Raw genomic sequence first — 23,809 nt, forward strand, 5'->3', positions numbered from 1 at the left:
TCAGATCTTGCGCAGCGTGTACTGCACCACGTCGGTGTTGGCCTGGGCGAAGGCCGCTTCGCAGTAGGCCAGATAGAACTCCCATATGCGGATGAACCTCTTGTCAAACCCGAGCTGGAGCACCCGTGACTCTTGCGCCATGAACTGTTCGCGCCACAGCCGCAGCGTGTGGGCATAGTCCTGGCCAAACGAAAATTCGTCCACCACTTCCAGCCCGGCGGCGCGGGCCTGGGCACGAAACTCGGTCGGACACGGCAGGCAGCCGCCCGGAAAGATGTATTGCTGGATGAAGTCGGTGGACGAGACGTAACGCTCGAACAACTCGTCGGCAATCACGATGCTCTGCACGCAGGCGTAGCCGCCGGGCTTGAGCAGACGCGCCACCGCCTGGAAGTAGGTGGGCCAGTATTCACGTCCGACGGCTTCCACCATTTCAATCGAGCAGATCGCATCAAACGGCGCATCCCCGCTGGTTTTGCCGATGTCGCGGTAGTCCTGCAGGCGCAGATCGGCCTTGTCGGCCGCGCCCGCCCGGGCCATGCGCTGCTGCGCCCAGGCGAGTTGCTCGGTGCTCAGCGTCACGCCGACGACGGAGGCGCGAAATTCGGTGGCAGCCATTTCGGCCAGCGCCCCCCAGCCGCAGCCGATTTCCAGCACGCGGTCGCCGGGCTTCACGCCTGCCATGCACAGCGCGCGCCTGACCTTGGCATGTTGCGCGTCCTGCATCGAGGTCTGCGGCGTTTCGAAAATCGCCGACGAATAGTTCATCGTGCCGTCCAGCCACAACTCGTAAAAGGCATTGCCCAGATCGTAGTGCGCGTGGATGTTTTTCTGGCTGTTGGCCCTGGTGTTGCGGTTGAGCAGGTGCTTGACGCGGTAGGCCAGGCGCCCCAGCCAGGTGCCATAGATCACGTCCTCGACTTCCTTGCGGTTGACGATCAGAACGCGCAGCAGCTCGGTCAGGTGCGGGGTGGTCCAGTCGCCAGCGATGAAACTTTCGGCAAAGCCGATGTCGCCCGAACGCAGCGCGGCGCTGCAGGCCTTCCAGTTCACCAGGCGCAGGCTGGCCGTGGGGGCCTCGCCCGAGCCGAAGCGCTGCATGCTGCCGTCGGGCAGCTGCAGGGTCAGCGTGCCGTGTTTGAGGCGCGACAGCAGCTTGAAGGCCGTGCGCGCCGCGGCCGGAGCGCCACCGGGCAGCGCAAACGAAGCGCCATTGACTGAAGAAGAAGCGGTGGAGTTGCTGGCCATGGTCATCGGGTTACAAAAATTTCAGGGGGCTGGGGTTTGCTGACAACAGGCACACGTTTGCGCCAGAGCTTGAGGGCCTGCCAATGAATGCGGGCCACCACACCGAAGGTCATGGCCGGGTAGCCCCACAGGGCTTTGCGCAGCGTGGCCGCGCTGAGGACCTGCAGGGTGCCGGCGACGCTGGTTTGCAGCAGCGGCCCCGACGCGTCGTCGTAGTCGATGCGCGCCACTGTTTTCTCCACGCCTTCATTCTCGACACGCATGAAACGGAAGCGATAGAAACCGTCCAGCGTGCAGAACGGCGACACGTGAAACACCTTGACGGCCTGCAGCTCCTGGCCGTAACGCGGGTGGTCGAGCAGATAGCAGTGGCGTTCGCCAAAGGTGTTGTTGACTTCGACGACGATGGCGCGTAACTCGCCGGCCGCATTGTGGCAATACCAGAAGCTGACCGGCTTGAAGGTGTAGCCGAACACCCGCGGGTAGGTGTGCAGCCAGACCTCGCCCGCGGCGTCGGTGATGCCCTCGCGCTCCAGCAGCGCATCGACCCAGGCCAGGCAGTCGTCGCCGCCCTCGCCATGATCGCGGTCAAAAAAGCTCAGGGCCGCGCCGCGGTTGCGCGCCAGCGCGCCGTTGCCATGCTGGCGCAGGCTGCGCAGCGGCAGCATCAGGAAATAGGTGGGGTAGTTGAAGGCGTTGACAGCAGGCTTCAAGCGGGTGTGCCGCACCTCGCCAAAACCGATCAAGGCTTGTGCAGGGCTTGCGCTCATGGCGCGGCTCCGGCGCAGTCCTGCAGCAGCAGTCGGGCGGTTTGCAGGCCCGACTTCAAACCGTCTTCATGAAAACCATAACCGGTCCAGGCGCCGCAAAAATAGCTGTGCTGCAGGCCCTGCAGTTCGGGCAGCTCTTTCTGCGCGCGGATGGCCGCAGCGTCGAAGACCGGGTGGGCATAGTCGAATTCACCCATGATGTGCTGATCTGCGATCGGGGCCGCGGGATTGAGCGACACCACCACTGGCTGGGCAAACGGCAGGGGCTGCAGCATGTTCAGCAGGTAATGCAGGCACACCTGGGAGGACTCACGCCGCGGGTCCAGCGCACGTTCGTAGTTCCAGGCAGCCCAGGCCAGCCGGCGGGCGGGCAGCACCGAAATGTCGGTGTGCAGCACGGCGCGGTTGGGCTGGTAGCTGATGGCGCCCAGCACCGTGCGTTCGGCACTGCTCGGGCTTTGCAGCAATGCCAGTGACTGGTCGGAGTGGGTGGCCAGCACGACCTTGTCGAACTGTTCGTCGGCGCCGTCGGTGAGCACGCGCACGCCGCCATGAGGCGAGAGCGCATCGCGGACGATGCCGCGCACCGGCGTGTTCAGGCGTTTGTCGGCGATGCCGGCAATAATTTTTTCAACGTAATGCCGGGCGCCGCCGGTCACCGTCCACCACTGCGGCCGGTCGGCCACCTGGATCAGGCCGTGGTTGTGGCAGAAGCGGATCATGGTGGCCACCGGGAATTGCAGCATCTGGTCGGTCGGGCAGGACCAGATGCAGCCCAGCATGGGCAGGAAATACCAGTCGCGAAACTCGGCTGAATACTGGCCCTCGCGCAGGAAATCGCCGAGCGGCTGCATCATGGCGGCTTCCGCGCCGCTTTCGGCCAGCGCCGTGGCCGTGCGGTTGAAACGCATGATGTCGCGGAGCATGCGCCAGAACTTCCAGTTCAGCAGGTTGCCGCGCTGGGCAAACACCGTGTTCAGGCTGGAGCCGCTCCACTCCAGGGCGCCGCGCTTGCCGGCGCCGGGGATCTTGACCGAAAACGACATGTCCGACCTGGCGGTGGCCACGCCGAGGTCGGCAAACAGCTGGATCAGGTGAGGGTAGGTGCGTTCGTTGAAGACCAGAAAACCGGTATCGACGCCGTGGGTCACCGGGCCTTGCGGCGTGGGCAAGGTGATGTCGACCGTGTGGGTGTGGCCGCCAAAATAGCTGCCGGCCTCGAACAGGGTCAGTTCGGCCTGGCCCCGCAAGGCGTGGGCGACCGCCAGTCCGGCAATGCCGGAGCCGACGATGGCGACCTTGGGGCGGGCTGGAGAACTCATCTCACAGCCCGGAAGACAAAAATGTTGCGAAGCGCCCCGATGCGAACAAGGGAGGGAGGGAGGAGGAGGAGAACCGCCCCGGGATTGCAGCCGGACCGCGAGCGGCCGGAAGTCTTCGCAACAAAAAAACAGTGACTGTCGGCGCTGCGCTTGCATGCCAGTGCCGACCGAAGTGTGAGTCCGCGACCCCGCCCACAGTTCCCCTGCTGGGCAAGCTGGTGGGTGTAAAAATTCGTTAACGTCGCGGAAGTCATCAAAAAATCGAGGTGTGTGGAGAAGAGGTTCTGTCTGACAAGTTCTAAATTGGACTTAGTGGTTAAATTATTACCGATTGGTAATTATTTGCCTAAAAGCTTCTCTTCGATGTCCTTCAGGAAGGCAGGGTCTTTGGGGTCGGTGGCGGTGTTGAAGCTGGTGACGCGCTGGCCATCGCGGGCCACGACATACTTGTGAAAGTTCCAGCGCGGACGCTGGCCGGTCTTGTCGGCCAGTTGCCGGAACAGCGGGTTGGCCGTTTTGCCGGTCACGCCGGATTTGACGAACATCGGAAACTTCACGCCGAAGGTGTTTTCGCAGAAATCGGCGATCTCCTTGTTGCTGCCGCTTTCCTGGGAAAAGTCGTTGGACGGAAAGCCCAGCACCACCAGGCCCTGGTCCCGGTAGCGCGCATACAGCGCTTCAAGGCCCGCATACTGCCGGGTGAAACCGCAGAAGCTGGCGGTGTTGACCACCACCAGCACCTTGCCGCTGTACTGGCACAGGGACTGGGGCTTTTCGTCCTGCAGCCGCAAGAAGCTGTGTTGCAGCAAAGGGGCGCAGGCCGGCGCCTCCTGGGCTGCACCAGCGCCGGGTGGGGCCGCACGGGCAGGCGTGAGGGCCGCCATGGCCGCCAGCAGCGCCCACATCGGCCAAGGGTTGAAAGACGGGTGTTTCATGATCTTGCTCGCTTTTGAATAATGGGAATAATGGACGGCCCTTGTTGCGCAGTCTGTGCGCCACAAAACCAAACTACCGCAAACCTGACCTGACTGCCGGACATACGCAGTGTGGGTCCGATCAGATTCAAGCATGTTGCCCCCCGAACCCTCCCTGCCCGGTCCGGTCATTGCCCGCCAGGCCGACGCCTGCGCCCCCGGCTTCACGATTGCCGCGGTCGAGCGTGATACCGGCCTGTCCAAGGACACCTTGCGGGTCTGGGAGCGCCGCTACCTCTTTCCCGTGCCCGGCCGCGACGCCCACGGCGAGCGCCTGTATTCACGCGAGCAGCTCGAGCAGCTGCGGCTGATCAAACGCCTGCTGGACACCGGGCACCGGCCCGGGCAGGTGGTGGGTTTGCCGCATGCCGAGCTGCAGGCCCTGGGCCGGCAGGCCGGCGGCAACAGGCAGCGTCCGCAGGGGCAGCGCGGCAAAACCGCCAGGACCGCCGTGACGGCGGCGGTCGACGTTCCCGCGCCCGAGATCCAGGCCTGTTTTGAGCTGGTCAAGCGCCACGACGCGCTGGGCCTGCGCCACACCCTGGCCGCCGCCGTGCAGGAGCTGGGCCTGGCGTCTTTCGTCAGCACGCTGGTGGCGCCGCTCAACACCTTGATCGGCGACGCCTGGATGGATGGCCGGCTGGAGGTTTTCGAGGAACATTTCTACACCGAGTCGGTGACCGCCGTGCTGCGCCACGGCATCAGCAGCCTGGGCGTGACCGGCGTCGCGTCGCCCCGGGTGTTGCTGACCACGTTTCCGCAGGAGTCGCATGGGCTGGGTCTGCTGATGGCCGAAACCTTTCTGGCCCTGCAGGGTTGCAACTGCCTGTCGCTGGGCGTGCAGACGCCGGTGCCCGACATCGCCCGCGCGGTGTCGGCGCACGGCGCGCAGATCGTGGTGCTCAGTTTCAGCGCCAGCCTCAACCCCAAGGATGTGACGCAGGGGCTGGGCGACCTGCGCGGCCTGTTGCCGCCGGCGGTCGAGATCTGGACCGGGGGCGCCTGCCCGGTCCTGCAGCGCCGCAATGTGCCGGGCGTGCGGGTGCTGGACAGCTTTGCCGCCATCGAGCCAGAACTCCAGCGCTGGCGCCAGGCGCAGCCCTGATCTGGCGTGGCTCATTTTTGGCGGCGTTGGCCGCTACCCAAGGCCGGCGCAAGGGTGTAGAAGGGTTGAAGAGGTGTGCAAAGCGCCATCCCCTGAGCCCCGCATGAAAGAGGGCTGAAAAGCCTGCTTGAAAAAGCTTGTCACATTCAGCCCCTAAAATCAGAGTGAATCTAGTGCGGTGTGTGCCGCGTAAGGAGTTCGTATGCTTTACCCAGAACTATTCAAACAGCTCGAATCCGTCCGCTGGGACATGGACAAGGACATTCCCTGGGCGAGTTTCGACGCGTCCAAGCTGACCGACGAGCAGGCGCAGACCATCAAGATGAATGCCATCACCGAGTGGGCGGCGTTGCCGGCCACCGAGATGTTCCTGCGCGACAACAAGGACGACAGCGACTTTTCCGCCTTCATGTCGATCTGGTTTTTTGAAGAGCAGAAGCACTCGCTGGTGCTGATGGAATACCTGCGGCGCTTTCGCCCCGAGCTGGCCCCGACCGAAAAAGAGCTGCACGACGTGCGTTTCGAGTTCGAGCCGGCCCCGCCGCTGGAGACGCTGATGCTGCATTTCTGCGGCGAGATACGGCTCAACCACTGGTACCGGCGTGCCAGCGAGTGGCACACCGAACCCGTGATCAAGCAGATCTACACCCAGCTCAGCCAGGACGAGGCGCGCCACGGCGGGGCCTACCTGCGCTACATGAAACGCGCGATCAATAATTTTGGCAACGACGCCAGGGCCGCCTTCACCAAGGTCGGCGTGTTGATGGCCAGTGCCAGGCGCACGGCGCAGGCCCTGCACCCGACCAACCTGCATGTGAACAAGGCCCTGTTTCCGCGCGACACCATCCAGTCGCGCCTGCCCAACCCCGAGTGGCTGGAGCACTGGCTGGACAAGCAGATCGATTTCGATGCCGCCTGGGAAGGCAAGGTGGTCGAGCGCATCCTGCACAACATGAGCCTGCTGATGAACCAGAGTTTCAAGACCGTGCAGGAGCTCAATCGCTACCGCAAGGAACTGAGCAAGGAAATCGCGGCATCGGTCGCCCCGGCGCCGGTGGCCACTGGCGCCTGACGGCGGGCGGCGGCCTGCTGGTCGAGAGGGTCGCGACGGCCTTCCGTTAAAGTGGCGTGATGCAAGGCGCATCCCCTCCCCCCTCTTCTCCCCTTTTCACGCAAAAAATCGTTTCCCGCGAGCAGGCGGCACAGCTTGTCGCGGCCCTGCCGCGGCCGGTCGTGTTCACCAACGGCGTGTTCGACGTGTTGCATCGTGGCCATGCAACCTACCTGGCCCGTGCACGGGCGCTGGGCGCCAGCTTGGTGGTGGCGCTCAACACCGATGCGTCGGCCCGGCGCCTGGGCAAGGGCCCGGACCGGCCGCTCAACAACGAGGAAGACCGCGCCGTGCTGATCGCGGCGCTCGAATCGGTGAGCCTGGTGACCTGGTTTGACGAGGACACGCCGCTGGAACTGATTGCCGAACTGCAGCCCGACATCCTGGTCAAGGGCGGCGACTACGACATGGATACGCTCGCCGAGACCGCGGTGGTCCGGCGTTACGGCGGCCAGGCGCTGGCGATTCCGTTTGTCGACGGCTACTCGACCAGCGCGCTGGTGCGCAAGATCCGCCAGGCCCCCTGATCCTGCCCTTGATCTCGAGGCGCTACTGATTCAATAGCTGGTGACGCCCGTGGAATAAGGGTTACAGGCCATTTCGACTCGCATTCGAACGGGCCGCCTCCGGCTCAGGGCGCCGGCAACTGCGCCGGCTTCGCATCGGCCGCCAGCGTTGCCTGCCCAGCCTCGGGCGATTCCTTGCGGCCGCGCAACCGGTTGGTCAGGCGCCGGATGCCATGTTCGATGTCGTCGATGTAAGTGAACACCGCCGGCACCACCAGCAGGCTCAGCACCGTTGAGGTGATCAGTCCGCCGATCACGGCAATCGACATCGGCGAGCGAAAACTCGGATCGGCCGCACCGAAGCCGAAGGCGATCGGCATCATGCCGGCGCCCATGGCCAGCGTGGTCATGATGATGGGCCGGGCCCGCTTGTGGCAGGCGTCCAGCAGGGCGTCGCGGCGCGACATCGGCGCCACCACCGGGTGGCCGTTGCTGCCGTCGTTGCCGCGGCGCGCGACGATGGCGTATTCGACCAGCAGGATGGAGTTTTTGGTGGCAATGCCCATCAGCATGATCAGGCCGATCAGTGAGGGCATGGAAAAACTCTTCTGCGCGATCAGCAGCCCGACGAATGCACCGCCGAGCGCGAGCGGCAACGCGGCCAGGATGGTCACCGGGTGCAGGAAGTCCTTGAACAGCAGCACCAGCACGATGTAGATACAGAGCACGCCGGTCAGCATGGCCAGGCCGAAGCTGGCAAACAGCTCGCCCATGACTTCGGCGTCGCCGATCTCCACCACCTTGACGCCGGCAGGCAGGTTTTTCACGGCCGGCAATTCCTGAACCAGCTTGGTCACGTCGCCCAAGGGCAGGCCCGACAGCTCGATCTCGAAGTTGACATTGCGCGAGCGGTCGTAACGGTCGATCACGGCCGGCCCGCCGGCAATCTCCAGCGTCGCGACCTGGCCCAGCATCACCGGGCCCTTGGTCCCGGGCACCGAGAGGCGCTCCAGCACGCTGAGGTCCTGGCGCGCCGCGTCGGCCAGCTTGACCACAATCGGCACCTGGCGTTCGGGCAGGTTCAGTTTGGGCAGCGACACGTCGTAGTCACCCAGGGTCGCAATGCGCAGGGTCTCGCCGATGGCCGCGCTCGTCACACCGAGGTCGGCGGCGCGCGCGAAGTCGGGCCGCACGGCGATCTCGGGCCGGATCAGGCTGGCGGTGGACGCCACACTGCCCAGGCCAGGCACGGTGCGCAGGTCTTTTTCCACAGCCCGCGCCGCGGCCTGCAGGGCCACCGGGTCTTCACCGGTCAACACCAGCACGTACTTCTCTCCCGAGCCGCCCAGGCCGACCTTGGTGCGCACACCGGGCAGCGCTTCCAGGGCAGCACGCATTTTGTTTTCGATGCCCTGCTTGCGCGGCCTCTCGGTGCGCTCGGTCAGCAGCACCGTCAAGGTGGCCTTGCGCGTTTCGGCCGCACCGGCCATGGCAAACGGGTCGGTGCCCGCGCTGCCGCCGCCTATGGTGGTGTAGACGCTGCGTACATGCTCGACATTGCTGACCAGTTGCCGCGCCTGCTCGGCCGAGGCCTTGGTTTGCGCCAGGGTGGAACCGGGCGGCAGCTCGATGTAGACCTGCGTCTGCGAGTTGTCGTCGGGCGGAATGAAGCCGGTGGGCAGCAGCGGGATCAGCAGGATGGAGCCGATGAAAAAAACCGTGGCCGCGATCATGGTGGTCACGCGGTGCTTCAGGCACCAGGTGGCCATGCGCATGTAGACGCGCATCCAGGCCGGGTCCTTGTGCTCACCGACGATGGGCTTGAGCAGGTAGGCCGCCATCATGGGGGTGAGGACACGCGCCACCACCAGCGAGGCGAACACCGCCAGCGATGCGGTCCAGCCGAACTGCTTGAAAAACTTGCCGGCCACGCCGCTCATGAAGGCGGTCGGCAGGAACACCGCAATCAGTGTGAAGGTGGTGGCCACCACCGCCAGGCCAATCTCGTCGGCTGCCTCCATCGCTGCCTGGTAGGGCGTCTTGCCCATGCGCAAATGCCGCACGATGTTTTCCACCTCGACAATCGCATCGTCCACCAGGATGCCGATCACCAGCGAGAGCGCCAGCAGTGTCACGACATTGATCGAGAAACCCAGCAGGTACATGCCGATGAAGGCCGGAATCACCGACAGCGGCAGCGCCACGGCCGACACAAAAGTGGCGCGCCAGTCGCGCAGGAACAGCCAGACCACCAGCACCGCCAGCAACGCGCCTTCGTAGAGCAGCGCCATCGAGCCGTCGTACTCCTCTTCCACAGGCTTGACGAAGTTGAAAGCTTCGGTCAGCACCAGGTCGGGATGTTGCGCCTTGAGTTCAGCCAACGCCACCTGCACGGCCGCGCCGACGGTGACCTCGCTCTCGCCGCGGCTGCGTGCCACTTCGAAACCGACAACGGGCTTGCCGTCGAGCAGCGCGGCCGAACGCGGGTCGGCAACGGTGTCGCTGACCGTGGCCACCTGGTCGAGCCGGATGCGCCGGCCGTCGCTGAGCGCCAGCTCCAGTCGGCCCAGCTCCTGCGCCGACTTGACGGTGGCCAGCGTGCGCACCGGCTGCTCACCGCCGCCCAGGTCGGTGCGCCCGCCTGCGCTTTCGGTCTGCACCTGCTTGAGCTGGCGCGAGATGTCGGCGGCACTGGCGCCCAGCGCCTGCAGCTTCGAGGGATCGAGCGCCACGTGCACCTCGCGTGTCACGCCGCCCACGCGGTTGACCGCACCCACGCCGCGCACGGCCAACAGCTTTCGCGAGACCGTGTTGTCGACAAACCAGGACAGTGCCTCGGCATCCATGCGGGGCGAACTGATGGTGAAGGCCAGCACCGGCTGGCCGGCCAGGTCCACCTTGCTGACAATCGGGTCGCGGACATCGCCGGGCAGGTCGGAGCGCACCCGCGCGACCGCCGAACGCACGTCATCGACGGCTTCCTGCACCGGTTTTTCGAGGCGGAACTCGGCAGTGATGGTGACGCCGCCGTCCTGCACCTTGGTGTAGATGTGCTTGAGGCCCTGCACCGTGGCAATCGAGTTCTCGAGCTTGCGCGCCACCTCGGTCTCGAGCTGCGCCGGCGCGGCACCCGGCAGTGAGGCCGAGATGCTGACGGTCGGCAGGTCAATGTCGGGAAAGTTCTGCACCTTCATTGCCTTGAACGACAACATGCCGGCAAAACTCAGCAGCACAAACAGCATGATCGCGGGGATCGGGTTCTTGATCGACCAGGAGGAGACGTTCATCAGGATGCTCCTTATTTGGTAGCTTGTGGCGCAGATGCTGCGCTGGTCGCGGCCTGATTTTCTGTCGCAGTTTCGCTGATGCGAACGAGGTCGCCATCGTTGAGAAAGCCCGCACCGTCAACCACGACGCGCGTATCTGGCGCCAGGCCGGAGAGGACCTCGACCCGGTCGCCCGCGAGCCGGCCGGTCACCACCTTGACCTGGCTGACGCGGTTGTCGGGTGCCAGGCGGAATACAAAGTTGAAGCCGTCGCGCACGACGATGGCGCGTTGCGGCACCGTCAGCGCGTCCGAGGCGCCGAGGTTGAACTCGCCGCGCGCAAACATGCCGGCCTTGGCGGGCGAATTCTTGGCGGGCAGGATGGGCAGATCGACATACACCAGCGCCGAGCGCGTCTGCGGATCGACCGTGGGCGCAATCATGCGCACGCGGCCCTGGATCTCGCCACCGCTGGCGGGACGCACGACCGCCGTGGTGCCGGCCGTGATGCGGCCGAGTTCGGCCGAGGTCACTTCGGCGCGCCACTCGAGTCGGCCCTTGCGGATGAGCCGAAACAACTCGGTGCCGGCGCTGACCACGGCGCCCACGGTGGCGGTGCGCGCGGAGATCACGCCGCTGTCGGGCGCCAGCACCTGGGTTTGCCGGCCGCGCAGCTGCTGCGCGCCCAGCACGGCCTGCGCCGCCTCGGCACGCGCGCGGGCGGTTTTCTCGGTCGTCAGGTACTGGTTGATCTGCTGGGTGCTCAGTGCGCCCGAGTTCTGCAGCGTGCGCGCGCGTTCGGCATTGGCCGCGGCGTCGGCCGCGCTGGCCTGCGCTTCCAGCAGGCTGGCGCGCGCCTGCGCCACGTCGGCCTGCACGCTCTCGGTTGAAAAGGTCGCCAGCACCTGGCCGGCCTTGACCACGTCGCCGACATTGACCCGCACCTCGGTCAGGCGCAGGCCGTTCGATTCGGAACCGATGATGGCTTCCTGCCAGGCCACGATGTTGCCGTTGGCGGCCAGCGTGAGGGGCAGGCGGGCCGGCTGCGGCTGCGCGGCGGTCACGGTCAGCGCCGGCTTGGGCGCGGCCTTGGCGTCTGCAGCGGCGTCCCCGGATTTCCCGGAAGACAGGAAAAAGAAGGCGCCTGCGGTCACCACAGCCACAACGACGGCGATCACGGCAACGGGTTTGAGTTTGAATTTTTTCATGGTGTTCTTGGAATCAAACAGGGAGGGTCAAAAGGAGAAAAAGAAGAGCTCAGGGCCGGGCGGATGCGGCCTGGGCATTCGACGATGCGGAGGGGCCGGCCATGGCCGGCGTCCAGCCGCCGCCCATGGCGCGGTACAGCGCCACCCAGGCCGACCGGCGTTCGCGCTGCAGCGTGGCCAGGGCGGTTTCGGCACCGAGTTGCGCGCGCCGTGCGTCTTCCAGTTCAACCAGGCTGGCCAGGCCATTGCGGTAACGCGCGTCGGTGCCGGTGAAGGACGCGCGGTATCCGGTCACCGCGGTCTGGGCATCACCTTCGCGTTCGGCGGTGCTCTGCAGCGTGACCAGGGCTTCCTCGACCTCGCGCACGGCTTGCCGCACCCGCGCGCGGTACAGCGCGGCGGCTTCCTCATAACGCGCCTGCGCCGCATCGACGTCGGCCGCGCGGCGGCCACCATCGAACAGCGGCAAGGTCAGGGCCAGCGGCCCGATGGACCAGGTGTCGAGTGTGGTGGTCACGCCGCCGGCGCGAGAACGCGAGCTGCCGATGGCGCCGCTCAGGCTCAGGCGCGGGTAACGCTCTGCCTGGGCGCTGCCGACGTCGGCGCTGGCGGCCGCGACCTCGCGCTCGGCGTTGAACACGTCGGGACGCTGTGCGAGGGCGTTGGCCGGTACATTTGCTATTGAAATCATAGCTGGTTGCGCAGGCAGATCGGGCGCTGCAGCCACTTTTTGCCTGATGTCCGGCTCGGCCAGGCCGGTCAGGGCCACCAGCGCCTTCAGGTCGAGCTCACACTGCGCGCGCTGCTGCGTGGCCCGGCCGCTGGCCTCGGCCGCACTGGCGCGTGCCAGCGCGTCGGTGGCCGGTGCGGTGAAACCGGCGCCGGTGCTCAGCCCCGACAGGCGCGCCGTCTCGCCGCGCGAACTGGCATCGGCCCGTGTCACCGCTTCGAGCTGGCGGCAGGTGCGCAGGCTGTAGTACTGGTTGGCCACCTCGGCCGCCACCGACACACGTGCGTCATGCCACTGCGCCCGGGCGCCGGCCAGACGTTCGCCGGCGGCATCGCGGCCGGCCAGCCGGCCGCCGAACACGTCGATTTCCCAGCTCGCCTGCAGGCCGGTCTGCGTGGTGGTCGTGACCGGCGGCGTGCCCGGCCCGGTGGACTGCTGCGAACGGCCCCGGCTGGCGCTGGCCGTGGCGTCCAGCGAGGGCAGCAGGGCCGCACCGGCGCCCACCCGCGTGGCGCGGGCCTGCTCGATGCGCGAGCGCGCCGTGGCCACCGTCGGGCTCACCGCTTGGGCGGCGGCGATCAGTTCGACCAGCAAGGGGTCGCCCTGCTGCTGCCACCATTGGGTCAGGTCGGTCAGGGCGCCGTTGTGCGGCAGGCCGGCGCTGCCGGCTGGTGCCGGCAGGGGGGCAAACCATTGCGAGGGGGTGTTGGCAGACACCGCTGCCGGGGGGCTTTGCAGGGCGCAGGCGCCCAGCAGCAGCGGCACCAGGGCGCCGGCGGTGAAACGGGGTTTTCTCATGGCTTGTTCTTTTTCACGGGAAGGGGGGACTGGCGCCGGGCGCATTCCACCGCGACCATGGCCTCGGCAAAATCCACCAGGCGCGCGGCCCACAGGTCGATGGCTTGGGGCGTGGCAATCAGTTGCGGCCGGACCGTCACGATCAGGTCGCGGCTGATGAAGGTCTGCATGGCCAGCCCGGTGATGGAAAACGCCAGCCTGTGCACATCGTCGTCGGGTTTCGTGACGCCCAGATGGCGGCCCAGCACTTCCACCAGTGCAGCGTGCGCCGGCAGGATGTTGTTGTCGAGCTGCTCGGCCCACAGGCCGGTCGGTTCCAGCATTTCGCGAAAGTGCAGGCGGGTCAGCTGTTGCACCAGGTCGCCCAGCTTCAGGGGCTCCAGAAAGCCCCCGATAAAACCTTCGAGAGCCTGCCGCAGTGTCAGGTGCGCCGGCAGGAAGCGTGCAATGTCGTCACAGGGCTTGCCCAGCGGTTCGGTGAAGACCGCGCGGTAAAGCCCCGCCTTGTCGCCGAAGTAGTAGCTGATCGCGGCAAGGTTGGCACCGGCCGCGTGCGCAATCTCGCGCGTTGATGTTTTGGCAAAGCCCTTTTCGGCGAACAGTTTCAGGGCACTGAGCAGCAGGTGGGCCCGCGCTTCGGCACCGTCGGCGCGCTGCTTGCGGGCTTCGGGCCCGCTGGCGGGTGGGTGGGCAGGCAGGGAGGGTTTCATGGGCCCGATTGGACCACATAAATCAAACGATCGATTTAATTAAAACAACTGTTTCAATTTGATGCACGGCGGGCAGGACGGACTCCCGGGAGCCCTGCCCTGGCAGGCCGTTTCCAGAAGCCTTCAGGCGCCGGCGTGGGGCTCGCCGGCTTCGAACACCGTGCGCCACACCGCCAGGATGGCCTCGCGTTCGGCCTGCAGCGCCGAAGGGACCACCTGGGTTGGCTCTTCGTTGAGGCGCGCCTGGTGTTGCACCCGGCGCAGCGCGCGGTAGGCGCGGGCCACCGCCTGGCCTTGGCCCGCAGGCAGCAGGCCGGCGACCTCGGCACGCTGCAGCAAGGCGATGTTGCCGACGTTGTCGGCCAGCTCCGGGTGGCTGCGCGACTGCGACAACACCAGAAACTGCACGACGAACTCTGCGTCCACCATGCCGCCGGGGCTGTGCTTGACGTCGAATTTTTCTCCGGTTTTTTCGCCCTTGATCGGATGGGCGGCACGCACTTTCTCGCGCATCGCGACAATCTCGCGGCTCAGGGACGGGATGTCGCGCGCCGCGCTGATCACGGCCAGCCGCACGGCGTCAAAACGCTGGCGCAGGGAGTCGCTGCCCTGGACAAAACGGGCGCGGGTGATGGCCTGGTGTTCCCAGGTCCAGGCGGTGTTGCTGCCGCGCTGCTGCTGGTAATTGGCATAGGCCTCGAAACGCGTGACCAGCAACCCCGAGTTGCCGTTGGGCCGCAAGGCGGTGTCGATCTCGAACAGGTCGCCCTCGCCGGTCTTGATGGTCAGCCAGTTGATCAGCTTGCGCACAAAAGCGGCATACACCTCCGAGGCCCGCTCGTCCTCGTCGTCGTAGACGAACACGATGTCCAGGTCGCTACCGTAACCGAGCTCCTTGCCGCCCAGCTTGCCGTAGGCAATGATGGCGAACTGCGGCGTCTCGCGATGGCGGTTCTTCAGGCGCTGCCAGCACCAGTCGGTCGTGACCTTGAGCACGGCTTCGGCCAGGGCGCTGAGGTCGTCGGCGACCTGCTCGACCGTGAGTTGACCTTCGACGTCCCGCGCCAGCGTGCGAAACAGCTCGGCATGGTGCGCGCGGCGCAGCAGGTTCAGGCAGCTTTCCTCGTCGTCCTCGCCGGTGCGACGCAGGGCGGCCAGCCGCTGCTGCAGTTCCTGCATGAAGGCCGCGGCGTCAAAACGTTCGTGCAGCATGGCGTCGCTGGCCAGCTCATCGATCACGCCCGGGTGCTGCAACAGGTAACGCGCCGGCCATTTGGCTGCGCCCAGAAGGCGCAGCAGGCGCTCGTGCACGGCGGGACGCTCCACCAGCAGCGCCAGATAACTCTCCCGGCGCAGCAGCGGCTCGATCCAGTCAACGATGCGCACCGCCGCTTCCTCGCCAACCTTGCCTTCGAGCAGCCACTGGGCGGTGCGTTGCACCAGCCGAGTCAGGCGCGTCCGGGCGTCGTCGCGCAGCCCCAGCACGCGCGGGTGCTCGCGCCACAACTCCAGCCGGGCGCGAAATTTGTCGGGCCAGTGGTCCGCGAGTTTTTCCAGCAGCTCGTCGAGGTTTTGCGGTGCGGCCGGCGCCGACTTGCCGCAGCCCTTGCACTCGCTTTTCTGTCCCAGCAGCGTGTCGAACTCCTGGGCGACCAGCTCGCGGTGCGCATCGAGTTCGCTCAGAAACGGGCAGCAGCTGCTGTAACCCAGGGTCTGGGCGATCCAGGCCAGGTCATCATCGCGCGTCGGCAGCACATGGGTCTGCTGGTCGTCGAGGTACTGGATGCGGTGCTCGACGCGGCGCAGGAAATCGTAGGCCCGCATCAAGGCTTCGGCCGTGGCCTGTGCCATCAGTCCGGCGCTCGCCACGCGCTGCAGCGCATCGACCGTCGGGCGGGTGCGCAGCTCGGGGAACTGCCCGCCGCGCACGACCTGCAGCAGCTGCACGGTGAATTCAATCTCGCGGATGCCGCCGCGCGACATCTTCACGTCGTTGGCGCGCTCGGGGTGGCCGGCGGCCCGTTTGGCGGCGTGTTCGCGGATCTGCCGGTGCAGGATGCGCAGCGCGTCGAACACGTTGTAGTCGAGGTAGCGCCGGAAGACAAAAGGCAGGACGGACCCGCGCATGGCCTGCGCCGAGCCGTTCCGGATACATTCGAGCGGCGCCACCACCCGGCTCTTGAGCCAGGCAAAACGCTCCCATTCGCGCCCCTGGACCTGGAAGTATTCTTCCAGCGCGCCCAGCGAGACGGCGGCCGGGCCCGAGTTGCCGTTGGGCCGCAGGGCCAGGTCCACCCGGAACACAAAACCATGTTCGGTGGCCTCGCCAATCAGGTTGTAGATGGCCTTGACCTGCTGCGCAAAATATTCATGGTTGGAAATGACGCCTCGGCCATCCTCCCGGCCGGTGGTCTCGCCGTCGTGGTCATAGACGTAGATCAGGTCGATGTCGCTGGAGACATTGAGCTCCCTGGCCCCGAGCTTGCCCATGCCGATCACCCACAGCTGGGCGCGTTGCCCGGCCGGGGCACCCGGCATGTCGAGGGCCTGGGGTGCGCCATGCAGCGCGTCCAGCGGCTTGCGTGACTCGCAGATGGCGATGTCCAGCGCCAGCTCGGCCAGCTCCGTCATGGCCTTGGTGATGACCTGCAGCGGCGCCTGGCCACCATCACAATCAAGAACCACCAGGCGCTCCATGACGAGCTGGCGCAACACCCGCAGGGCCGCGCCGGTGTCCAGTCCGCGTGCCTGCAAGGCGTCGTAGGTGATCTGCATGCCGGCCCGCCCGGGTGCGCCGGGGGGCAACAAGGCCAGCTCGTCGGCGTAACGCCGCCGTATGCGCTGGACAAACCGCGAATAGCCCGATGCCGTCAGGGGCTGGGCCGGCAAGTCGGTCGATGGCACGGACATTACAGGACTTCCCTGGCTTGCATTGAACGGACGGAAGCGCTGAAGGTCATAATTCTCATGTCCATGGATCAAACGACACCCTCCCAGCCGGCGCTTGCCTCTCGACGTCTCAAAATTGCCGCGCTGGTCGCTCGCCTGGCCTTGGGCCTGGTGCTGGCTTTCTGGGTGCTTTTCGGCGCGGCCTGGGCCGTGCTTCACGGCTGGATTGTGCCGCGAATCGGTGAATTCCGCCCGCGCCTGGAAACAGCAGCCAGCCAGGCCCTGGGTGTACCGGTGCGCATCGGTCAGATCACGGCCCGGCCAGGCGGGCTGATTCCGTCCTTCGAGCTGCGCGATGTGGCGCTGCTGGATGCCCAGGGGCGCGAAGCCCTGCGCCTGCCGCGCGTGCTGGCGGCCGTCTCGCCGGCCTCGCTGTGGGGGCTGGGTTTTGAACAGCTTTACATCGACCAGCCCGAGCTGGATATCCGGCGCACGTCCGACGGCAAGATTTATGTGGCCGGCCTGGATGTGTCGCGCGACCCCAACGACGACAGCAGCGCCATCGCCGACTGGGTTTTTTCGCAAACCGAGTTCGTCATTCGCGGCGGCACGGTGCGCTGGAGCGACGACCTGCGGCAGGTCCCGCTGCTGGCCCTGACCCAGGTGGACTGGACATTGCGCAACCCGGGGCGCCGCCACCTGATGCGCCTGGATGCGACGCCGCCGCCCGAATGGGGCGAGCGTTTCAGCCTGCGCGGTGTGTTTCGTGAGCCGCTGTGGTCGGGCGGCGCCGGCCAGTGGCGCCGCTGGGCCGGGCAGATGTATGCCGAGTTCGGGCGGGTCGATGTGTCCGAGGTCAAGCGTTACGCCAACCTGGCCAGCCTGGGCATCGACCTGCGGGCGGGCAGCGGCGCGCTGCGGGTCTGGGCCGATGTCAGCGACGGGCAGGTCACCGGCGGCACGGCCGATGTGGCGCTGCTGGCGGTGGATGCGCAACTGGGCAAGGCCCTGCAGCCGCTGGCGCTGCAGGCCGTGAGCGGCCGTTTTGGCGGCCGGCAGTTTGCCAACGGCTTCGAGTTCGCCACCGAGGGGCTGCAGTTTCGCACCCGCGATGGCCTGCAGTGGCCGGGCGGCAATGTGTCGCTGGCCTACACCGGTGCCGAGGGCAAGGCAGCTGCGCGCGGCGAGTTCCGCGCGGACAAACTCGATCTGGCCGCGCTGGCGATGATCGCCAGCCGACTGCCGCTGGGCGATGCGGCGCATGCCATGCTGACTTCACTGACGCCCAGGGGCCTGGTGGATGTTGTTGAAGCGCGCTGGCAGGGCGCGCTCGATGCGCCTCTTGCCTACGCTGCCAAGGGGCGGGTGACGCAGCTTGAAATTGCTCCCCAGGCCGCGGCCCAGGGGACCAGCGACCGGCCCGGGGTGCGGGGTGCGGCAGTGGATTTTGACCTGACCCAGCAGGGCGGGCAGGCCAAAGTCAGGATCACCAATGGCGACCTGTATTTGCCCGGCATTTTCGAAGACCCGCGCCTGCCGTTCGACCAGCTGTCGACCGACGCCCAATGGAAGCTGACCGGCCCGAAAATCGAATTGCAGCTGCGCAACCTGGTGTTTGCCAACGCCGATGCCCAGGGCAGCGCGCAGGCCAGCTGGCACACCGCAGACGCACCGGTAGCGACTGCGACTGCCGGCGCCGCCGCCCATGACGGTCGCTTTCCCGGTGTGCTGGATTTGCAGGGCAGTCTGAGCCGCGGCGACGGCGGCCGGGTGCATCGCTACCTGCCCCTGATCCTGCCCGACACGGTGCGCCACTATGTGCGTGATGCAGTGACCCAAGGCGCGCTCAGCGACGTGAAATTCCGGCTCAAGGGCAATTTGAATGACATGCCGTTTGCCGATCCGAAGCTCGGCGAGTTCCGGGTGTCGGCCAAGGTGGCCAAGGCCACCCTGGCCTATGTGCCGCGGTCGGTGCAGCCGCGTGACGCCAGTGCCTGGCCCGCCCTGAGCGAGCTCGACGGCGAACTGGTGTTCGACCGTGCTTCCATGCAGGTCAATGGCGCGACGGGGCGGATCGCCGGTTTTCCCGGTCTGCAGGTGGTCAAGGCCGACGCCCGTATTCCCGACCTCATGCTTGGGGCCACGGTGCAGGTGGTGGGGGAGATCAAAGGGCCGCTGGCCGAGGCCGTGGCCGTCGTCAATACCTCGCCCCTGGGCGACATCACCGGCAAGGCGCTGGCCACCACCGTGGCGACCGGGACGGCCGGCTACAAGCTTGAACTGAGCCTGCCGCTGGGCGACCTCGAGAAATCCAAAGTGAAGGGCAGTGTCAGCCTGGCGGGCAACGATGTGCAGTTCACGCCGGACACGCCGCAGCTCACCCGTGCGAAGGCCCTGGTGAGCTTCACCGAAAGCGGCTTTGCCATCAGCGGCGGGCAGGCGCGCCTGCTGGGCGGCGACGTGCGCCTGGAGGGGGGCACGCGCGCAACGCAGGCCGGCGTGGCCCGGCCCGCTGAGTTTCCGGATGCGGCCGTGCTCATTCGGGCCCAGGGCACCCTGAGCGCCGAGGGGCTGCGGCAGGCCCGGGGGCTCGATCTGGTGGCGCGCCTGGGCAGCCGCGCCAGCGGCACTGCTGCCTACACCGCCAACCTCGGGTTCCGGCGCGGCGCCACCGAGATCAGTTTGTCCAGCAACCTGCAGGGCATGGCGCTGAGCCTGCCGGCTCCGCTGAACAAGAGTGCCGAGACCGTCCTGCCGGTGCGTTTTGACAACACGGTCGTGCGCGGCGCGACCGCAGGGCAGGCCCTGCAGGACCAGCTGTCCCTGACCGTGGGGCGGCTGGCCTCGGTGCAGTACGTGCGCGACATCAGCGGGCCGGAGCCGCGTGTGTTGCGCGGCAGCATTGCCATTGGCCTGGAGCCTGGTGAAAGTGCGCCGGTGCCTGAGGCCGGGGTGGCCGCCAACATCAATCTCGCGAGTGTTGACATGGATGCCTGGGAGCAAGTGCTGGCCGCCAGCCCGGCGCCGGTTGCCGCGGCACCGGCCGAGCGGCTGACCCCCGCCAGTGCCGTGCTCGGTTATCTGCCGACCACCATGGCGATACGTGCCAGGGAGCTGGTGTTCGATGGGCGAAAACTCAACAACGTCGTGCTCGGCGGATCGCGTGACGGCCTGACCTGGCGAGCCAACATCGACGCGACCGAACTCAACGGCTACGTCGAGTTTCGCCAGCCCGGGGGCGCGGGTGCCGGCCGGCTGTATGCGCGCCTGTCGCGCCTGAGCCTGGGCCAGAGCACGGCCAGCGAGGTCGAGGCCATCCTCAACGAGCAGCCTGCCAACGTTCCGGCGCTCGACATCGTGGTGGAGGACCTGGAGCTGCGTGGCAAGAAACTGGGCCGGGTTGAAATTGAAGCCATCAACCGCGGCGCCGGGACGGTGGCCCGCGAAGGGGGGGCGCGCGAGTGGCGGCTCAACAAGCTCAATGTCATCGTGCCGGAGGCCACGCTGACCGCCACCGGCAACTGGGTGGCCGTCAATGCGCAGCAGCCGGTGGCTGCGGGCGGGTCGCGCGGGGCGGTCGAGCGGCGCCGTACCGTGATGAATTTCAGGCTCGACATTGCCGATTCGGGCGAACTGCTCAAGCGTTTCGGCATGAGCGATGTGATCCGTCGCGGCAAGGGCAAGCTTGAAGGCCAGATCGCCTGGGTGGGCTCGCCGCTGAGTCTGGACTACCCGAGCCTGAGCGGGCAGTTCAATGTGAATGTGGCCTCCGGCCAATTCCTCAAGGCCGAACCGGGCATTGCCAAGCTGCTCGGGGTGCTCAGCCTGCAGGCCCTGCCGCGGCGCCTGACGCTGGATTTCCGCGACGTGTTTTCGGACGGATTTTCCTTTGACTTCGTGCGCGGCGACGTCAGCATCAACCAGGGCCTGGCGTTTACCAACAACCTGCAGATGAAAGGCGTCAACGCCGCCGTGCTGATGGAAGGCAAAGCCGACATCGCCAAAGAAACCCAGGACCTGACGGTGGTGGTGGTGCCGGAGATCAACGCCGGCACCGCGTCCCTGATTGCCACCGTCATCAATCCGGCGATTGGCCTGGGCTCCTTCCTGGCCCAGTATTTCCTGCGGCGCCCGCTGACCGAGGCGGCGACCCAGGAATTCCACATTGATGGCACCTGGACCAACCCGAAAATCACCAAGGTGGATCGCAAGGCCGCGGCCGAGGTCAAGCCCGGTGAGAAGCCCGCCGAGGACACCGGAGCAAAAAAGTAGCCATGCACGTCGCCGCCCTTCAAATGGTCTCGGGGACCAGCGTCCCCGCCAACCTGGTCATGGCCAGGCAGTTGCTCGAGCGTGCTGCCGCGCAGGGCGCCGAGCTGGCAGTGCTACCCGAGTATTTCTGCGTGATGGGGCTGAAGGACACCGACAAGCTCGCCGTGCAGGAGGCCGCTGGCGCGGGCCCGATCCAGGATTTTCTGGCCCGCTCTGCGCGCGAGCTGGGGCTCTGGATTGTGGGCGGCACCGTACCGCTCGGCGCCAGCGACCGTCAGCATGTGCGCAACAGCTCGCTGGTGTATGCGCCGACGGGGCAGTGCGTCGCGCGTTACGACAAGATTCACCTGTTCCGGTTTGACAACGGGCTGGAGCAGTACGACGAGTCGCGTGTGATTGAAAGCGGCGCAGCGCCAGTGACCTTCGAGCTGCCCTCGGTCGATGGCCACCGTTACCGGGTCGGTCTGAGCGTCTGTTACGACCTGCGTTTTCCCGAGCTGTACCGGGCCATGAAGGCGGACCTGCTGCTGGTGCCCAGCGCCTTCACGCGGACCACCGGCCAGGCGCACTGGGAAGTCCTGCTGCGGGCGCGCGCGATTGAAAACCTGGCCTATGTGGTGGCCGCGGCCCAGGGGGGCGAACACGACAATGGGCGCCGCACCTGGGGCCAGAGCCTGGTGGTCGATCCCTGGGGAGAAGTGCTGGGCGAGCAGGCCCAGGGCCCCGCGGTGGTCATGGCCGAGGTGAGCGCGGACAGGTTGCGGGCGGTTCGCCTGCAGCTGCCCGCGCTGGACCACGGGGTGTTGTGAGCGAGCCCAGCGAACCCAGCGAAGCGGCCAGCCGCGCCGAACCGTTTTCGGACCGGCGGCGCTGGAGCCGGCGCTGGGGCTTGTGGGCCCTGCTGGTGGCGCTCCTGCTCGGCTTGTTGTCCACGCTGGTCTGGCTCGCCGGGCGCTACGAGTCCAGCCAGGTGCAAAGCCGGCTGGAGCAGGACGCGGTGCAGACAACCACCGACATTCGCGCTGCACTGGCGCGTAACGTCCAGGGCATTCAGGCCTTGCAGGCCAGCAGCCCGGATCCGGCCGCCTGGCGTGTGCCCGCGTCCGCGCTGCTGCACGAGCACCGGGAAATGTTGCGGCTGGAGTGGCGTGATGTGGCGCTGGCGCCGGTCTCTTATGCGGAAACGCCTTACCGGCCCCCGGTGTTTGAGCGGCTTGGGCGCGCCAGCGCGCAGACCGATGTCAGTTTTGCCTGCGCGGCGGCGCGCCGTTTCAGCGGCCCGGCCTATTCGAGCAGCTACTTCCTGCCGCAGGCCGACGGGCTGGGGCTGGAGGTGCTGGACATGTGCCTGCCGGTGCTGGCGGGCGGGCAACTGGCGGGCTACCTGCTGGCGACCTATTCGCTGCAGGAGATCCTGTCCGAGCTGGTGGGCCGGCAACTGGCGCGTGGTCACGGCCTGGCGTTCACCGAGGCCGACGGCACGCGCCTTGCCATGTACGGCAACCCGGCCCGCGGCAATCGCGTCTATGTCGCGCAGCAGCTGCTCGATCTGCCGGGCAACACCATGGTTCTCCGGCTGGAGCGCCAGCTCGGAACCCCGGCCCTGTTTCCCAACCTGCTGACCGCGTTGGTGGCAGCCATGTCGCTGGCGCTGCTCGCCGTGCTGGCGCTGCTCGGGCGCGACATGCGCCGGCGCCTGAAGGTCGAGCATGACCTGGCCGACGCGCTGGCCTTTCGCAAGGCCATGGAGGATTCGCTGGTCACCGGCATGCGGGCCAGGGACCTGCAGGGTCGCGTGACCTACGTGAACCCGGCCTTTTGCCAGATGGTGGGGCTGGAGGCCGGCGAGCTGCTCAAGCACGGCACGCCGCCGCCTTACTGGCCGCCCGAGCAGGTCGAGGAGTACGAGCAGCGGCAGGCGCGGCGACTGGCCGTCGGCGCGACCCTGCCGCGGGAAGGCTTCGAGTCCGTCTTCATGCGCCGGGATGGCTCGCGTTTTCCGGTGCTGATCATCGAGGCGCCACTGATCAACGCCGTGGGCAAGCAGACCGGCTGGATGAGCGCCATTCTCGATGTCAGCGAACAGCGGCGCGTCGAGGAGTTGTCGCGCGCCAGCCAGGACCGGCTGCAGGCGACGGCCAGGCTGGCCACGGTCGGCGAGATGGCTTCGCTGCTGAGCCACGAACTGAACCAGCCGCTGGCCGCCATTTCCAGCTACGCGACCGGCTCGCTGAATCTGCTGCAAAGCGCGGTGGCCGGCGAAGCGCAGCCGCCCGACCACCAGGACCTTCAGCTGGCGATGCGCCGCATTGCCGAGCAGGCCGAACGCGCCGGCAAGGTCATCAAGAGCGTGCACGACTTTGTGCGCAGGCGCGACCAGGTGCGCGAGCCGGTCGCGCCGCGCGCCCTGCTGGACGCGGTGATACCGCTGATCAGCCTGCAGGCCCGCAAGCTGGGGGTCCGGGTGCTGATCCAGGTGGACGAAAGCTGCGAGCCGGTGCTGTGCGACCGGACCATGGTCGAGCAAGTGCTGCTCAACCTGGCGCGCAACGGCATGCAGGCCATGCAGTCGACGGACAAAAGCCGGCGCGCCGACAAGCTGCTGATCCTGCGTGTGCGGCCGGCGGCCTCCAACGCACACAGCCGATGGGTGGAGTTTGCCGTGATCGACCACGGGGAAGGCATTTCGGAGGACGTGGCGCGCCAGCTGTTCACGCCCTTCTTCACGACCAAGGCCGAAGGCATGGGCCTGGGTCTGAGCCTGTGCCGCACGGTGATCGAGCAGCACGGCGGGTTTCTTGGTTTTGCGGCGGGCCAGCCACAGGGTACGATTTTCACCTTTACATTGCCGGCCGCGGTCACCGCCGTCGCGGTCACCGACGTGTCCACCTGAACACCCG

At 66.8% G+C, this 23,809-nt stretch carries 15 protein-coding genes; 6 read left to right on the forward strand and 9 right to left on the reverse strand.

Annotated features, from left to right (window positions below; genetic code table 11):
- From B7X65_RS04765 to B7X65_RS04780, 4 genes are all read right to left on the reverse strand, one after another.
- Nucleotides 1-1,254, reverse strand: a complete 1,254-nt coding sequence (locus B7X65_RS04765) for a cyclopropane-fatty-acyl-phospholipid synthase family protein (RefSeq protein ID WP_293593152.1) — start codon at nt 1,252-1,254, stop codon at nt 1-3.
- The gene (locus tag B7X65_RS04770) at nt 1,251-2,018 is read right to left on the reverse strand and encodes a DUF1365 domain-containing protein (protein ID WP_293593153.1); all 768 of its coding nucleotides are present in this window, start codon (nt 2,016-2,018) and stop codon (nt 1,251-1,253) included. The genes B7X65_RS04765 and B7X65_RS04770 overlap by 4 nt, the downstream gene beginning before the upstream one ends.
- A complete protein-coding gene (locus B7X65_RS04775) occupies nt 2,015-3,340 on the reverse strand; it encodes an FAD-dependent oxidoreductase (protein WP_293593154.1) in 1,326 nt (441 codons plus the stop codon). Before B7X65_RS04775 ends, B7X65_RS04770 begins: the two co-directional genes overlap by 4 nt.
- Before the next feature lie 338 nt (nt 3,341-3,678).
- On the reverse strand, nt 3,679-4,275 hold the full coding sequence (locus tag B7X65_RS04780; RefSeq protein ID WP_293593155.1) for a glutathione peroxidase: 597 nt from the start codon (nt 4,273-4,275) through the stop codon (nt 3,679-3,681).
- Nucleotides 4,276-4,408: 133 nt separating this feature from the next.
- Between B7X65_RS04780 and B7X65_RS04785 the strand changes: the two genes are divergently transcribed.
- The 3 genes from B7X65_RS04785 (at nt 4,409) to rfaE2 (ending at nt 7,057) form a co-directional block, all read left to right on the forward strand.
- On the forward strand, nt 4,409-5,419 hold the full coding sequence (locus tag B7X65_RS04785) for a MerR family transcriptional regulator (RefSeq protein WP_293593156.1): 1,011 nt from the start codon (nt 4,409-4,411) through the stop codon (nt 5,417-5,419).
- Between the two features lie 202 nt (nt 5,420-5,621).
- Nucleotides 5,622-6,491, forward strand: a complete 870-nt coding sequence (locus B7X65_RS04790; RefSeq protein ID WP_293593157.1) for a ferritin-like domain-containing protein — start codon at nt 5,622-5,624, stop codon at nt 6,489-6,491.
- 59 nt (nt 6,492-6,550) lie between these two features.
- On the forward strand, nt 6,551-7,057 hold the full coding sequence (rfaE2, locus tag B7X65_RS04795) for a D-glycero-beta-D-manno-heptose 1-phosphate adenylyltransferase (protein WP_293593158.1): 507 nt from the start codon (nt 6,551-6,553) through the stop codon (nt 7,055-7,057).
- Nucleotides 7,058-7,161: 104 nt separating this feature from the next.
- Here rfaE2 and B7X65_RS04800 read toward each other — a convergent pair whose 3' ends face one another.
- The 5 genes from B7X65_RS04800 to glnE form a co-directional block, all read right to left on the reverse strand.
- Complete coding sequence (locus B7X65_RS04800) at nt 7,162-10,323, reverse strand: efflux RND transporter permease subunit (RefSeq protein ID WP_293593159.1); 3,162 nt, start codon at nt 10,321-10,323, stop codon at nt 7,162-7,164.
- Between the two features lie 11 nt (nt 10,324-10,334).
- The gene (locus B7X65_RS04805; RefSeq protein WP_293593160.1) at nt 10,335-11,510 is read right to left on the reverse strand and encodes an efflux RND transporter periplasmic adaptor subunit; all 1,176 of its coding nucleotides are present in this window, start codon (nt 11,508-11,510) and stop codon (nt 10,335-10,337) included.
- A 49-nt stretch (nt 11,511-11,559) separates the two neighbouring features.
- Nucleotides 11,560-13,038 (reverse strand): efflux transporter outer membrane subunit, encoded by a 1,479-nt coding sequence (locus B7X65_RS04810; protein ID WP_293593161.1) that lies wholly within the window; start codon nt 13,036-13,038, stop codon nt 11,560-11,562.
- The gene (locus tag B7X65_RS04815; protein ID WP_293593162.1) at nt 13,035-13,748 is read right to left on the reverse strand and encodes a CerR family C-terminal domain-containing protein; all 714 of its coding nucleotides are present in this window, start codon (nt 13,746-13,748) and stop codon (nt 13,035-13,037) included. Before B7X65_RS04815 ends, B7X65_RS04810 begins: the two co-directional genes overlap by 4 nt.
- A gap of 123 nt (nt 13,749-13,871) precedes the next feature.
- Nucleotides 13,872-16,658 carry a bifunctional [glutamate--ammonia ligase]-adenylyl-L-tyrosine phosphorylase/[glutamate--ammonia-ligase] adenylyltransferase gene (gene glnE, locus B7X65_RS04820; RefSeq protein WP_293593163.1) on the reverse strand — a complete coding sequence of 929 codons (2,787 nt, stop codon included), beginning with the start codon at nt 16,656-16,658 and terminating at the stop codon, nt 13,872-13,874.
- 57 nt (nt 16,659-16,715) lie between these two features.
- On the opposite strand from glnE, the gene B7X65_RS04825 reads away from it, so the two are divergent.
- The 3 genes from B7X65_RS04825 (at nt 16,716) to B7X65_RS04835 (ending at nt 23,802) form a co-directional block, all read left to right on the forward strand.
- Complete coding sequence (locus tag B7X65_RS04825; protein WP_293593164.1) at nt 16,716-20,909, forward strand: YhdP family protein; 4,194 nt, start codon at nt 16,716-16,718, stop codon at nt 20,907-20,909.
- Nucleotides 20,910-20,911: 2 nt separating this feature from the next.
- A complete protein-coding gene (locus tag B7X65_RS04830; RefSeq protein WP_293593165.1) occupies nt 20,912-21,718 on the forward strand; it encodes a carbon-nitrogen hydrolase family protein in 807 nt (268 codons plus the stop codon).
- A gap of 80 nt (nt 21,719-21,798) precedes the next feature.
- Nucleotides 21,799-23,802, forward strand: a complete 2,004-nt coding sequence (locus B7X65_RS04835; protein WP_293593240.1) for a nitrogen regulation protein NR(II) — start codon at nt 21,799-21,801, stop codon at nt 23,800-23,802.
- Nucleotides 23,803-23,809: the final 7 nt, after the last annotated feature.

Source organism: Polaromonas sp. 39-63-25 (assembly GCF_002278925.1).
In the GTDB taxonomy this organism is placed as follows: Bacteria; Pseudomonadota; Gammaproteobacteria; order Burkholderiales; family Burkholderiaceae_C; genus Polaromonas.

Bases quoted from the DNA above. Each gene is read 5' to 3' on its own strand.
- B7X65_RS04790 (WP_293593157.1), top strand. From the start codon at position 5,622: ATGCTTTACCCAGAACTATTCAAACAGCTCGAATCCGTCCGCTGGGAC.
- rfaE2 (WP_293593158.1), top strand. From the start codon at position 6,551: ATGCAAGGCGCATCCCCTCCCCCCTCTTCTCCCCTTTTCACGCAAAAA.
- B7X65_RS04765 (WP_293593152.1), bottom strand. From the start codon at position 1,254: ATGACCATGGCCAGCAACTCCACCGCTTCTTCTTCAGTCAATGGCGCT.
- glnE (WP_293593163.1), bottom strand. From the start codon at position 16,658: ATGTCCGTGCCATCGACCGACTTGCCGGCCCAGCCCCTGACGGCATCG.
- B7X65_RS04830 (WP_293593165.1), top strand. From the start codon at position 20,912: ATGCACGTCGCCGCCCTTCAAATGGTCTCGGGGACCAGCGTCCCCGCC.
- B7X65_RS04825 (WP_293593164.1), top strand. From the start codon at position 16,716: ATGTCCATGGATCAAACGACACCCTCCCAGCCGGCGCTTGCCTCTCGA.
- B7X65_RS04810 (WP_293593161.1), bottom strand. From the start codon at position 13,038: ATGAGAAAACCCCGTTTCACCGCCGGCGCCCTGGTGCCGCTGCTGCTG.
- B7X65_RS04800 (WP_293593159.1), bottom strand. From the start codon at position 10,323: ATGAACGTCTCCTCCTGGTCGATCAAGAACCCGATCCCCGCGATCATG.
- B7X65_RS04805 (WP_293593160.1), bottom strand. From the start codon at position 11,510: ATGAAAAAATTCAAACTCAAACCCGTTGCCGTGATCGCCGTCGTTGTG.
- B7X65_RS04770 (WP_293593153.1), bottom strand. From the start codon at position 2,018: ATGAGCGCAAGCCCTGCACAAGCCTTGATCGGTTTTGGCGAGGTGCGG.
- B7X65_RS04815 (WP_293593162.1), bottom strand. From the start codon at position 13,748: ATGAAACCCTCCCTGCCTGCCCACCCACCCGCCAGCGGGCCCGAAGCC.
- B7X65_RS04785 (WP_293593156.1), top strand. From the start codon at position 4,409: ATGTTGCCCCCCGAACCCTCCCTGCCCGGTCCGGTCATTGCCCGCCAG.
- B7X65_RS04775 (WP_293593154.1), bottom strand. From the start codon at position 3,340: ATGAGTTCTCCAGCCCGCCCCAAGGTCGCCATCGTCGGCTCCGGCATT.
- B7X65_RS04780 (WP_293593155.1), bottom strand. From the start codon at position 4,275: ATGAAACACCCGTCTTTCAACCCTTGGCCGATGTGGGCGCTGCTGGCG.